Origin of the sequence: Citrobacter sp. Cy070, assembly GCF_030332245.1 — a bacterium.
Taxonomy (GTDB): domain Bacteria; phylum Pseudomonadota; class Gammaproteobacteria; order Enterobacterales; family Enterobacteriaceae; genus Citrobacter; species Citrobacter youngae.
Window position 1 is genome coordinate 34,275 of record NZ_JAOWIG010000074.1, and the last position, 12,819, is coordinate 47,093.

At 47.9% G+C, this 12,819-nt stretch carries 10 protein-coding genes and 1 pseudogene; 7 read left to right on the forward strand and 4 right to left on the reverse strand.

Going from position 1 to position 12,819, the window contains the following annotated elements:
• Positions 1 to 20: 20 nt before the first annotated feature.
• Entirely contained in the window at positions 21 to 1,667 is a 1,647-nt protein-coding gene (fumB, locus tag OGY19_RS14420; protein WP_048211738.1) for a class I fumarate hydratase, read from the reverse strand.
• A gap of 263 nt (positions 1,668 to 1,930) precedes the next feature.
• Here fumB and manA point away from each other — a divergent pair, with 263 nt between their 5' ends.
• The gene (gene manA / locus OGY19_RS14425) at positions 1,931 to 3,106 is read left to right on the forward strand and encodes a mannose-6-phosphate isomerase (RefSeq protein WP_005121190.1); all 1,176 of its coding nucleotides are present in this window, start codon (positions 1,931 to 1,933) and stop codon (positions 3,104 to 3,106) included.
• Between the two features lie 107 nt (positions 3,107 to 3,213).
• Positions 3,214 to 4,722 carry a YdgA family protein gene (locus tag OGY19_RS14430; protein WP_115602413.1) on the forward strand — a complete coding sequence of 503 codons (1,509 nt, stop codon included), beginning with the start codon at positions 3,214 to 3,216 and terminating at the stop codon, positions 4,720 to 4,722.
• Positions 4,723 to 4,779: 57 nt separating this feature from the next.
• Here OGY19_RS14430 and OGY19_RS14435 read toward each other — a convergent pair whose 3' ends face one another.
• A complete protein-coding gene (locus tag OGY19_RS14435) occupies positions 4,780 to 5,808 on the reverse strand; it encodes a Mal regulon transcriptional regulator MalI (protein WP_048211739.1) in 1,029 nt (342 codons plus the stop codon).
• Positions 5,809 to 5,977: 169 nt separating this feature from the next.
• Here OGY19_RS14435 and malX point away from each other — a divergent pair.
• The 5 genes and pseudogenes from malX to OGY19_RS14460 all read left to right on the forward strand — a co-directional run.
• Positions 5,978 to 7,108: pseudogene (malX, locus tag OGY19_RS14440) on the forward strand (PTS maltose transporter subunit IICB); the annotation flags it as partial.
• Between the two features lie 85 nt (positions 7,109 to 7,193).
• Positions 7,194 to 8,963 (forward strand): recombinase family protein, encoded by a 1,770-nt coding sequence (locus OGY19_RS14445; RefSeq protein ID WP_013096884.1) that lies wholly within the window; start codon positions 7,194 to 7,196, stop codon positions 8,961 to 8,963.
• A 558-nt stretch (positions 8,964 to 9,521) separates the two neighbouring features.
• A complete protein-coding gene (locus tag OGY19_RS14450; RefSeq protein ID WP_023280005.1) occupies positions 9,522 to 10,283 on the forward strand; it encodes a lysozyme inhibitor LprI family protein in 762 nt (253 codons plus the stop codon).
• A complete protein-coding gene (locus OGY19_RS14455) occupies positions 10,273 to 10,641 on the forward strand; it encodes a hypothetical protein (RefSeq protein ID WP_023280004.1) in 369 nt (122 codons plus the stop codon). Before OGY19_RS14450 ends, OGY19_RS14455 begins: the two co-directional genes overlap by 11 nt.
• Positions 10,625 to 11,221 (forward strand): hypothetical protein, encoded by a 597-nt coding sequence (locus OGY19_RS14460; RefSeq protein ID WP_016537359.1) that lies wholly within the window; start codon positions 10,625 to 10,627, stop codon positions 11,219 to 11,221. Before OGY19_RS14455 ends, OGY19_RS14460 begins: the two co-directional genes overlap by 17 nt.
• A 157-nt stretch (positions 11,222 to 11,378) precedes the next feature.
• Here OGY19_RS14460 and OGY19_RS14465 read toward each other — a convergent pair whose 3' ends face one another.
• Both OGY19_RS14465 and OGY19_RS14470 read right to left on the reverse strand, forming a co-directional pair.
• Positions 11,379 to 12,068 (reverse strand): VIT1/CCC1 transporter family protein, encoded by a 690-nt coding sequence (locus OGY19_RS14465; protein WP_000549951.1) that lies wholly within the window; start codon positions 12,066 to 12,068, stop codon positions 11,379 to 11,381.
• 134 nt (positions 12,069 to 12,202) lie between these two features.
• Positions 12,203 to 12,784 (reverse strand): cytochrome b/b6 domain-containing protein, encoded by a 582-nt coding sequence (locus tag OGY19_RS14470; protein WP_001004932.1) that lies wholly within the window; start codon positions 12,782 to 12,784, stop codon positions 12,203 to 12,205.
• Positions 12,785 to 12,819 lie beyond the last annotated feature (35 nt).

Sequence of the window (12,819 nt, forward strand, 5' to 3'; positions counted from 1 at the left end):
GCCCCGTAGGGCGGCTGACGTTACTTAACGCAGCGTGCGCACTGCGACGTCTGAATTTGCTGGAAGAAATCGTTCCCTTTGTCATCCACCAGGATAAACGCCGGGAAATCTTCCACTTCAATTTTCCAGATGGCTTCCATCCCCAGTTCGGGATATTCCACGCACTCCAGACTCTTGATACTGCCCTGAGCCAGCACGGCCGCTGGCCCACCAATGCTGCCTAAGTAGAAACCGCCATGTTTATGGCAAGCGTCAGTAACCTGCTGACTGCGGTTTCCTTTTGCCAGCATGATCATACTCCCGCCCGCGGCCTGAAGCTGGTCAACATACGAGTCCATACGTCCGGCAGTGGTTGGACCAAGCGAGCCAGATGCATAACCTTCCGGCGTTTTTGCCGGTCCGGCGTAATAGATTGGGTGATCTTTAACATACTGCGGCAAACTTTCGCCGTTATCCAGACGTTCTTTCAGTTTCGCATGCGCTATGTCACGTCCAACGATGATCGTACCATTCAGCGACAAGCGGGTAGAAACCGGATATTGCGACAACTGTGCCAGGATATCCTTCATCGGACGGTTCAGGTCGACACGCACGGCTTCGCCTTCGCCTGCCTGACGCAGTTCTTCCGGGATATATTTGCCAGGATTGTGTTCGAGCTTCTCAATCCAGATCCCTTCACGGTTGATTTTGGCTTTGATATTACGGTCAGCAGAGCAAGAGACCCCCATACCGACCGGACACGACGCGCCGTGACGCGGCAGGCGGATTACACGGATATCATGAGCAAAGTACTTTCCGCCAAACTGCGCGCCCAGCCCTAAATTCTGTGCCTCAATCAGCAGCTCTTTTTCCAGCACCACATCACGGAATGCCTGGCCATGTTCGTTACCTTCGGTCGGCAGCTCATCATAGTATTTCGCCGACGCCAGTTTCACCGTTTTCAGCGTGGCTTCTGCGGATGTTCCACCGATCACAAACGCGATGTGGTACGGCGGGCAAGCTGCTGTTCCCAGCGTACGCATCTTCTCCACCAGGTAATTTTTTAATTTGCCTGGCGTGAGCAGCGCTTTGGTTTCCTGGTACAGATAGGTTTTGTTCGCCGAACCGCCGCCTTTGGCAATACACAGGAATTTATATTCATCGCCGTCGACGGTATACAAGTCAATCTGTGCTGGCAGATTGGTACCGGTGTTCACCTCTTTGTACATATCCAGCGCGGCGTTTTGTGAATAGCGCAGGTTATCTTCGATGTAGGTGTTATAAACCCCACGCGCCAGCGCCGCTTCGTCACCGCCGCCAGTCCAGACACGCTGTCCTTTTTTACCCACGATAATCGCCGTGCCGGTGTCCTGACATGTCGGCAGAATGCCCTTTGCCGCGATATCAGAGTTACGCAGGAATTGCAGGGCGACATATTTATCGTTTTCGCTGGCATCCGGATCACGCAGAATGTCTGCAACCTGCTGCTGATGAGCAGGACGCAGCATAAACGATGCGTCATGAAACGCCTGGCGAGCCAGCAAAGTTAAAGCCTCAGGCGCAACTTTGACAATCTCCTGCCCTTCAAATTCGGCAACGGAAACATGGTCGCTGGTCAGCAGATAGTATTCGGTATCATCCTTTTTGAGGGGAAAAGGATGCTGATAATGAAAGGGTTTGTTTGACATTGTGCTCTCACTTACTGCTCGGTCTGGTTATTCTCTGGGCAGATGTTCCATTGCCCTGCTTCCCTGCCGCAGATCGGGTTGTAGAAGATATGGCTTTCTGCAACCAGAATTACTCAGGGTATTAAAAGCGAGTCACCATATCCTACACAATTTTTTAACAAAAACTGAGACTAGTACGACTTTTTGCACGTGTAGGTTACTTCGACCGGGGTTTCTTGGTTTAATAGCCAGAGATTTTTCAACATTGAAACAGGGCATTGATAATGCAAAAACTGATCAACTCAGTGCAACACTACGCCTGGGGAAGTAAAACTGCGTTAACGGAACTTTATGGCATTGCCAACCCAACCCAGCAGCCAATGGCCGAGCTGTGGATGGGTGCTCATCCGAAAAGCAGCTCTCAGGTTCAAGGGGCCGATGGCCAACCCGTTGCTCTGCGCGATGTTATCGAGCACGATAAATCCGCACTGTTGGGCGATGCGGTAGCAAAACGCTTTGGCGAACTGCCCTTCCTGTTTAAAGTGCTCTGCGCCGCTCAACCCCTTTCTATTCAGGTCCATCCAAACAAACACAACTCTGAGATAGGTTTCGCCAAAGAAAACGCTGCCGGGATCCCGATGGATGCCGCTGAGCGTAACTACAAAGATCCGAACCACAAGCCAGAACTGGTTTTTGCCCTGACGCCATTCCTGGCGATGAATGCGTTTCGCGAGTTCTCTGACATCGTTGCGTTGTTACAACCGGTTGCGGGCGCACATCCTGCCATTGCTCACTTTTTGCAGGAACCCGGTGCCGAACGCCTGAGCTACCTTTTCGCCAGCCTGTTAAATATGCAGGACCAGGAAAAATCGCATGCACTGGCAATACTGAAATCAGCCCTTAACAGCCAGCAAGGCGAACCGTGGCAGACTATTCGCCTTATCGCTGATGTCTACCCGAACGACAGCGGTCTTTTCTCCCCACTGCTGCTGAATGTGGTGAAGCTAAATCCTGGCGAAGCGATGTTCCTGTTCGCCGAAACGCCGCACGCCTATCTGCAAGGTGTGGCACTTGAGGTCATGGCAAACTCAGATAACGTGCTGCGTGCAGGGCTGACACCGAAATATATCGATATTCCGGAGCTGGTGGCCAACGTTAAATTTGTCGCAAAACCGGCGAACCAACTGTTGACCACGCCGGTCAAAACCGGTGGTGAACTCGACTTCCCGATCCCGGTTGATGATTTCGCCTTCTCCCTGCATGAACTGTCTGCCGGAGAAGCCGTAATTAGCCAGCACAGTGCGGCGATTTTGTTCTGCATCGAAGGTGAAGCGCTACTGAGTAAAGGCGATCAACGTCTGGTACTAAAACCGGGTGAATCCGCATTTATTAGTGCGAATGAATCGCCAATAAGTGTCAGCGGCGTCGGCCGTTTAGCGCGTGTTTACAACAAGCTCTAGCAAGATACTGATATTTTTGACAACTCTTGCTAAGCTAGTAGAGAGTTAAAAACATGTCACTCCTCCAGGCGTCTTCAAACGCCTGGTTTTATTTTATGGATATCGAAATGAAAAAATCGCTGGTAGCTGCGGGTGTGGTGGTTGCGCTGGGTATCGTCTGGACGGGCGGCGCCTGGTACACCGGAAAGAAACTGGAAACGCATCTCGCTGAGATGGTGACGCAGGCAAATGATCAGATCAAACGCTACTCACCTGAGGCAGGAATTGAACTGAGTTATCAAAACTACCAGCGCGGCGTGTTCAATAGCCAACTGCAACTGGTAGTGAAGCCCATCGCCGGACAGGAAAACGCATGGCTGAAAGCAGGCCAAACTATCGTTTTGGATGAAACGGTGGATCACGGCCCCTTCCCGTTAACCCAGCTTAAGTCATTGAACCTCATTCCTGCTATGGCTTCGGTGAGAACAACACTGGTGAATAACGATGTCACTAAGCCATTGTTTGATATAGCCAAAGGCGAGTCTCCTTTCGTCATCAACTCCCGTATTAGCTATAGTGGCGACACCCGTTCCGATCTTTCCCTTAAACCGTTGAACTACGAGAAAGGCGACGAAAAAGTGGCCTTTAGCGGTGGGGAATTCCAGTTCGCCGCAGATAAAGACGGCAACGCGGTTTCCCTGACGGGCACTGCGCAAAGCGGTCAGGTTAATGCAGTCAACGAATACGATCAGAAGGTGCAAATTACCTTTAATAACCTGACAACCGAAGGGTCCAGCAGTGTCGCCAGTTTTGGTGAACGCATCGGCGACCAGAAGCTGTCTCTCGATAAGCTGTCGATATCGGTCGAAGGCAAAGAACTGGCCGTGCTCGAAGGAATGGGAATTGATGGTAAATCCGATCTGATTAACGACGGAAAAACCGTGAACAGTCAGTTGGATTACACCCTGAACAGCCTTAAATTACAGGGCCAGGATTTGGGTAGCGGTAAGCTAACGCTGAAAGTGGGTCAGATTGACGGTGAAGCCCTGCATCAGTTCAGCCAGCAGTACAGTGCCCAAACCAAGGCGCTAATGTCGCAGATTGATGTCGTCCAAAACCCAGAGCTGTATCAGCAGAAAGTCACGGAAGCGTTCTTTAATGCGCTGCCCATTCTGATGAAAGGTGAACCAGTAATCACCATTGCGCCGTTAAGCTGGAAAAATGCGAAAGGCGAAACGACGTTTAATCTGTCGCTGCTGCTCAAAGATCCAACCGCGACCAAAGAAGAGCCACAAACGCTGGCTCAGGAAGTGGATCGTTCAGTCAAATCACTGGACGCGAAGCTGACTATTCCTGTGGATATGGCGACTGAGTTCATGACACAGATAGCCAAAATTGAGGGCTATCAGCAGGAGCAAGCCGCGGAGCTGGCTAAACAGCAGGTCAATGGCATGGCTGCGATGGGGCAGATGTTCCGCATTACCACGATGCAGGACAACACTATCGGCTCCAGCCTGCAGTACACCAATGGCCAGGTAACGTTCAACGGGCAGAAGATGCCGCTGGATGAGTTTGTTGGTATGTTCGGTATGCCGACCCTTGGCGAACCGGATGCTCCGGCAGTTCCACAACAGTAATTCTTCTCTGAACCAGGCCCGATAATACCGCTTATCGGGCTTTTGATCTTCGCCAAGCTACTTCTGCGTGACCAGTCGGGCGGAAAGCGTCAGATTGCGGGAATGGCTGTCATCATTACCAATGCGCTGCAGTATACGTTCAGCCAGGGTATAACCCATTTCGCGTGCCGGGGTACTGGCCCAGATAATGGGAATGTCATCCAGCGCGTTTTCCGCCACATCCGCAAATCCGGCCAGTGAGACTTGCTGTTCAAAATAGCGATCGACGCCAATTTCGCCGCTCTGACGCCCCGCTCTCATCAAACCAAACCAGGCACCAACAGCGATGGTTTCGTTGTAACACACTACGGCGCTGATCGTCGGGTTGCGGCGTAACAGTGCAGCAACGGCTTCGGCAGCCTGCTTTTGACTGGATGAACACTCCAGAACCCAATCACTATGAAACGGTAAACCATATTTTAGCAGCGTCGCACAATAGCCGCCGACACGCTCTGCGCGGGTTAAAGAAGAACTCTGCCCCCCCAGCCACGCGATTCGCTGGTGACCGTGCCGAATGAGATGCTCAACCAACAATTGCGCTGCCTGCATGTTGTCGGGTCGTACCGTGTCGACGTCATCCAGGTAACTGGCTCGTGAGGCAAATACGACCGGAATCCCTTTTTCTTCAGCCAGTTGTCGCAGCGCATCACTGCTATCAGCTGCACCTGCAATGACTACGCCATCCACGCCCTGATTAAGTAGCATCGCAAAACGCTGAGCCAATTGCTCACCGTCTTTGCCGCCGTGTAAAAGAAAGACCATCCGACCCTGTGCTTCTAATGCTTCCGTCAGGCCTGCCGTCAGTTCAGCATAAAATGGCGCAGACAGATCGCGCACAATCAGCCCGACCACACCACTCTGACCGCCACGCAGCACCGATGCCTGACGATTACGTACGAACCCCAACTGCTCAATGGCTGCGTTTACCCGCTCCCCGGTTGCGGATGAGATACGCCCTTTTCCACTAAGCACCAATGAGACTGTACTGACCGAAACCCCGGCAGCCAGCGCAACATCATGAATGGTTATTTTTTTGGCTATAGCCATAAAAACAGAAAACTCCCTGATAACGTGACGGATAAAACGTTTTATCAATCGGTTATAGTTATACGCCGTATTATCATTCGATAATGTGATTTATACCGCACTAAAATTAGGTAAAACGTTTTATCTTCTCGCCATCATTAGTCACCGAGCTTTCACGAGGAGTCGTTAGATGACGACGAGAACCACACCAAAAATAACGTTATGGGAATTTTTCCAGCAGTTGGGCAAAACCTTTATGTTGCCCGTGGCTCTGCTCTCCTTCTGCGGGATCATGTTGGGGATCGGCAGTTCATTAAGCAGTCATGATGTCTTAACGCTGATCCCCGCATTGGGTAACCCGGTGCTTCAGGCTCTTTTTACCTGGATGAGTAAAGTCGGCTCTTTCGCCTTTAGTTTCTTACCCGTGATGTTTTGTATTGCTATTCCTCTCGGTCTGGCGCGCGAGAACAAAGGTGTGGCCGCATTTGGCGGGTTTGTTGGTTATGCAGTCATGAACCTTGCCGTTAACTTCTGGTTGACGGCGAAAGGGATTTTACCTACCACTGATGCAGCAATCCTGAAGGCCAATAACATCCAAAATATCCTGGGGATCCAGTCGATCGACACCGGGATCCTCGGTGCTGTTATTGCCGGGATCATCGTCTGGATGCTGCATGAACGTTTCCACAACATTCGTCTGCCGGATGCTTTGGCCTTCTTCGGCGGTACCCGCTTTGTGCCAATTATCTCTTCGGTGGTGATGGGACTGGTCGGCCTGGTCATTCCCCTGGTTTGGCCGGTTTTCGCCATGGGCATTAACGGGCTCGGCCACATCATCAACAGCGCGGGAGAATTTGGTCCAATGCTGTTTGGTACCGGTGAACGTCTGCTGCTGCCGTTTGGTCTGCATCATATTCTGGTGGCGCTCATTCGCTTCACCGAGGCTGGCGGCACGCAGGAAGTCTGCGGCCACAGCGTGAGCGGCGCACTGACTATTTTCCAGGCCCAACTGAGCTGCCCGACAACACAAGGTTTCTCTGAAAGCGCAACCCGCTTCCTGTCGCAGGGCAAAATGCCGGCGTTCCTCGGTGGTTTACCGGGGGCTGCGCTCGCTATGTACCACTGTGCTCGCCCTGAAAATCGTCATAAAATTAAAGGGTTATTAATTTCTGGTCTTATTGCCTGTGTGATCGGCGGTACCACCGAGCCCCTTGAGTTCTTATTCCTGTTCGTTGCCCCAGTTCTGTATGTGATCCACGCCCTGCTGACCGGTCTTGGCTTCACTGTGATGGCAGTGCTTGGCGTCACCATCGGTAACACTAAAGTAAAATACACCTCATTAAGAATTGAGGCGTAAAAACAGCTATACCTGTCGCCCCAATGGATTACCAAGGAGGTGATGACCAATGTCTGCACATGTTACAATCTTAAGAAATACAGTACTTCCAGTGAAATTCAATACCATGAATCGTCCACGCTTATATTCATATATCCGTTACTCCAGCGAACGACAAGGTAAAGGTAGTTCGATTGAGCGTCAGAAGAGCTACATTGCTGAAATGGCAAAACAGATTGCTACTGAGTACGATCTGGAGATTTTCGAGGAATACCAAGATTTAGGGGTATCCGCGTACAAGGGTAAAAACGTTCAGGAAGGAGCTTTATCGGATTTCATAGACCAAGTTGAATCCGGTTTGATCCCAAAGGGGTCTTTCCTCTTGATTGAATCCCTTGATCGCTTCTCACGCCAGAACGCCATGCAAGCGGTTAACCTTTTCACCAGCTTATTACTTAATGGCATCACGGTAATTACCGGGATTGATAAACAGGTTTACAGACAGACTGAAGTAAACACCGAGACATTGCAGCAACTGATGTTTAGCGTGATGTTGTTCAGCCGTGCAAACGAAGAAAGTTCAACCAAATCACACCGCACCATTGCAAGTGCTCTGTCCAAGATCAGACGTCACCAGGAACGGAAACCAGGTGATCCTGTAGTCGCAATTAAAGAGTTAGGCTCGGATAAATGGTGGACAGATTCAAGTACTGGATATGTCAATCCGCATCCAGTCCTGTTCCCCATAGCAAAAAAAATTATCCAGTTAAAACAAGACGGTTGGTCAAATCGGATGATCCTTCAACATCTGAAAAACAACTACGATGGACCGGTTATTGGCAACAAAAAATCAAAAGGTATATGGAATATGCAGCATTGTTCCAGAATCCTTGAACCTGCCATTTATGGACGAAAAGTAATCACTGTAAACAATGCAGAATACGTTCTGGATGATTATTACCCTGCGATCATCAGCAAAGATGAATATGAAGCGTTAAAGCTCCAAGTTGGAAACAAAGGATTTGCCCCGAATCGCGAGAGTAATCCAGAAATACCATTACTTTCCGGTATTGGTATTTTGCACTGTGCGCACTGCTCATGTTACATGGTTAAGGCTAAATCAACCCTTAAAAACCATCCACATGCTTACCGTTACCAATGTGCATCCAGAGATTTACATCAAGATTGTAATAAGTGGGGATTCAGGGCAAGCACCCTTGAAAGGACGATTTTACAACTAATAGCCGATAGAATATTCTTACAGACGAAATATCAACCATCTGGTTTAGAAGGGAAAATAGCGGACATACAATCGCAAATTGAGAACTATGTATTGGCTATAGGTTCAGCTAAAAGCCCTGAGATCATTAATAGCCTCACTTCGCAAATTGATCAACTAGAACAAGAAAAACAAAGTCTGATAGTGGAAAAAAGACTATACGATGAATCAATCGTGCAAATGAACACTGAAGGTTGGGACAAGTTCAGGAAGTTTGACATTGATGACGCACTTAACCCTTTACGCACAAAAATAAGAGCAAACATTAAGACCGTTATTATGCGCGTAGATTGCTCCAGAATAGATAAGAAACACAACTTGTTTACCATCACATACCGCGATCAGCATAAACAGCGTATCGTTATCGAAAACAACTCAGGCTGGAAGAAGGGTAAGATTTATGTTGAAGCGCAGACTATCAACGATATTCAAATTCTTGAATCTGAAGGTTTGATACTGCATGACCATATTGACATATTGATCAACCGAGACAAGTTCATGACGGAAGCGAAAAAACGACTAGATCATCCCCGAACACTGATCGATGAACTGACGGAATAAAGGTAAGTGTTAGTGCCATTGTAAAATTGCCCCACAGAAATGTTAGCGTAATCCATCGCTATATAGCCATGAATCGCTCTGTATCTTGTCAGAGCGATTAAAGCAGACTTCAGGCATCGTTCAATATAAAACCCCCGTAAAACTTGATACAGAGCGTTGTAGAGCAAGGGTTCAAAATTACATCGTATTCATTCTGTCTACGAACTGTACTTATTGCACCGCTCCTTATCGAAACACCTCTATGGTTGCCGGAAACCCCGCACAAAGTAGATTGTTATGTCTTTCAATCGCAGTATTCAAGACTAACCGCTGCCCGCCGCCCGACGTTAACACCAAGCATATGAACCATTTTAAAACCCTTTAAAAACAATACCCTTCGCATCTTCCCCCTCTTCTCCCCATGTTAATCGATCGTTTTTACAGATCAATTATACGATATTGATAGATTTCATAGATCAATGTAAGATCATGATTCTTCGGTTAGTGTTTCTCGTAAACAAGACTCACGGAATGAATACTCTGTCCACGATGGAGTGCGAAAGAAAGAAGGTATCCAGAATGACAATTCTTATTAAAACGTTAAAAATCATGGCGTCAGGTGTTGTTTTCGTTTCAGGTTTAACCACCGCCTCCAGTACCGTGTATTTCTTGCCAGAGGCAAAATCAATGGGTGTCGCCAGCAGCGACAAAAACGCACTGATGTTTCTCGGGATGGACAGGGATGTAAATCTGAAGGGAATATGCTTCGCGATGACAAAGCAATCATCATCAATCGTTCCGCTGGTAGATATCACTGCTACAACTGATAACGGCAGATTCACGATGCACGGGTTACGCCCTAATGTCAGTGATTCTAAAGAAGTCGCTTGTTCCTTCGGGTCCGAAGCTGGTGATTTCTTGACTGCCATTTCGAAGTCAACAACCGTTAACGTGAAGCTGGACTTCAATGGCGAGATCCGCAATTACAGTTTCGACACTACAGAGTTCGGAAAGGTATTGACTGCGAATGGGCAAGCCGTGGGGGAAAAAGCAGCTAAAGACTACGCTCAGGGAGTACGTGCACCCGTTTTCTATAGCAGCGGTAGCGAAGCTCCCAAAAACAATGCAGTAACCTCAAACGTCGATACACACAGTTATAAAGCAAGCGATGAGAAACTTAATTCGGTCTGGAAAAGCCTTAGCCCTGAAACCCGAAAACGATTGCTTCCTTCTCAAAGAGAATGGATAAAGCACAAATCCGGCTGCAATAATGAACAGAAATGTCTTACCGACATGACGAACAATCGCATTCGTGAACTGGAGTCTGAATATGGAAAATAATGCACTGACTTTGGTTTTAAAAAACGATTGGGTAGCATCGTCTTCTGGTAATACCTATACCGGAAAATACACAGTTGGACGGTTTCACCTGACAGATGCGTTCATCGTTGTGTATATGAAGCTGATACATGGAATTGAAATACCCGATTTATGGGTCAGTAGCAGTTTCACTAACATACCAGATACCGATACCCGTAGGGTTATGTATATGGAAGGCTGTGATATGTTATCGAAAGATACAATGAACGAAATCCGTAATGCAGTGAAGTCCCCGCCTGACAAGCTGAAAATATATCGTAATGGAGAGCGTATTGTTAAGATAGAAGTTATGGAAGAACGAAATGAAATCACCCTATGAACGTTATATTAAAATAGCAGTCATAACCGTCGCAATAGCCTACGGCATCAATCTCCTTTACGGGCTGACGCCCCCCCCATATCAGCCTAAAACCCCCGAAGTGAAGGCCAAGGTAAATGCTGATACCGTAACTCAGCAACAACCTGAGCAACCATCCAAACCATCGATAATCGATATACTTCCGCGAATGTATACAACAGGGGAAGTTTATGCGCGGTTTGAACAACATGAATTCAGGGCAACAAATGACTTCAAAAAATGTCAGTTAATGGTAACAGGAAAAATAACTGGTATCGGTACTGTTACTTTCAGAAAAAATCCTGTAGTAACATTGGGTATTCCCGGTTCAGATGAAGGCCTGAAGTTCATATTTGAAGATACGAATTACAATAACGATAAAGTTGCTGCATTGAATATTGGGGATCTGATTATAATCGCCGGGAAGAATGCACGACCTGGAACCTTTGGTGGTATCTTTCTTGATGACTCGAAGATAATGACTGATATGATTTCAAAGAAGAAACGACAAATTTTGGTTGTCAATGGTGGCGTTTACGACCGGGAAATTTGCCAGAAGTAGCGTTGTCCTTGCCCTTGAAATGGAGGGGGAGAATCCCCTCCATCACCCCTTCAACAGGTATTGGCGCAAGCAGGAATCGAGTTTGAAGGGAGCTGCATTGCAAATTGTTTTGCGAAGCATCGCCAGTAAGATGGTACACGAATTGTGCTTCATAACATTAAAGCAGGGCCTGCCCTGCAAAATGACCAATCCCCATAGACAAAAGCATAGCCATGGTACTCCAGAACGTAATTCTTATGATCGCCCTGACAGGAGAGGCTTTACTCAAAACCGAAGATATATAGCCAAGGACCGCCAGTGAAAAAAGGGTGGAAAGGATTATCAACAAAAAAGCCAGTTTCAGAGGGGAGAGCCATGCCACGATTAAGGGTAACACCGCACCAGCGGAAAAACTCAGGGCAGAAAAGACAGCTGCCTGTAGGGGCTGTGCAGAATTTATATCCGTCAACCCCAGTTCTTCACGGGCATGAGCATCCAGGGCATCTTTGACCATAAGTTGCTCCGCAACCTGCCGGGCAAGCTCTGGCTCCAGTCCACGTTGCATATAAAGTGAAGTCAGTTCCCGCACCTCTCCCTGATAATCAGTTTCCAGCTCCCTTTTTTCCTGGGCAAGTGCTGCGTTTTCGGTATCCGCCTGAGATGAGACGGAAACATATTCCCCTGTAGCCATTGACATAGCTCCGGCAACCAGTCCTGCAACACCTGCAAGTAAAACACCGGAAGGACTGCTATTTGCAGATGCAACCCCAAGAACAAGGCTCGCTGTCGAAACAATTCCGTCATTTGCCCCCAGTACAGCTGCCCTCAGCCATCCCACTTTTTCGATACTATGTCGTTCAAGATGCATATATTTTTTCCTTCAAATACGCATACTCATCGGAATTACGGATAAATAGAAAATGCATTGACGGATAAATGCGCGGTTATAGTCTGTTTTAGCCAACCATTACAGGGCATCTTATCCATCATAAACCTACAGCACTATTCGGTAACGGGATTTTTCCTTTGGCTACGAACGGTGAGGAAGATATGCAGCAACCCCATCGCACCATGTGCCCAGAAATAGGTTTCAATAAATACAGTCAGAAACTTATGCACATGCAGGACGGTTTCTGTCAGCACAGGTGACGTGCCAAGAGCAGTATTGAGAGCAAACCAGAATCCACCACATAATGCAACGCCCAATAGTGCAAGTACACCAAGCCCCTGAACCAGAGCAGCAATCCCACCAGCATGAGCTTCAGGAAGACGGAATGATATCAGCATTTTGATATCTTCAACCACACCTCGAAAATCAAGGACCACCCAGGCAAAATAGTAACGAAATCCTCGTTGTGTCAGCATCCATGCAAGCATGACAAACCCAAGGACAATCAGTGATAACCCAGTGATAACATGGAACCATGTTACGAACCCAGTGAGAGTATAGTCACTAAGCGCATCGCTTTCGGTAAGGTTTGAATTAATAATCTGCAATAAAATCAATACAGCTACGATGATATGCAGCACACGTAGAAATGGTGTGTTTTTGTGAGGAAGAGCATTACGTAAATTTTCGTTCATAATTTAGCCACTTTTTTAAGGTTGGTTGACCACTC

Bases quoted from the DNA above. Each gene is read 5' to 3' on its own strand.
- OGY19_RS14460 (WP_016537359.1), top strand. From the start codon at position 10,625: ATGAAATCACCCTATGAACGTTATATTAAAATAGCAGTCATAACCGTC.
- OGY19_RS14435 (WP_048211739.1), bottom strand. From the start codon at position 5,808: ATGGCTATAGCCAAAAAAATAACCATTCATGATGTTGCGCTGGCTGCC.
- OGY19_RS14445 (WP_013096884.1), top strand. From the start codon at position 7,194: ATGTCTGCACATGTTACAATCTTAAGAAATACAGTACTTCCAGTGAAA.
- OGY19_RS14470 (WP_001004932.1), bottom strand. From the start codon at position 12,784: ATGAACGAAAATTTACGTAATGCTCTTCCTCACAAAAACACACCATTT.
- OGY19_RS14430 (WP_115602413.1), top strand. From the start codon at position 3,214: ATGAAAAAATCGCTGGTAGCTGCGGGTGTGGTGGTTGCGCTGGGTATC.
- OGY19_RS14450 (WP_023280005.1), top strand. From the start codon at position 9,522: ATGACAATTCTTATTAAAACGTTAAAAATCATGGCGTCAGGTGTTGTT.
- manA (WP_005121190.1), top strand. From the start codon at position 1,931: ATGCAAAAACTGATCAACTCAGTGCAACACTACGCCTGGGGAAGTAAA.
- OGY19_RS14465 (WP_000549951.1), bottom strand. From the start codon at position 12,068: ATGCATCTTGAACGACATAGTATCGAAAAAGTGGGATGGCTGAGGGCA.
- OGY19_RS14455 (WP_023280004.1), top strand. From the start codon at position 10,273: ATGGAAAATAATGCACTGACTTTGGTTTTAAAAAACGATTGGGTAGCA.
- fumB (WP_048211738.1), bottom strand. From the start codon at position 1,667: ATGTCAAACAAACCCTTTCATTATCAGCATCCTTTTCCCCTCAAAAAG.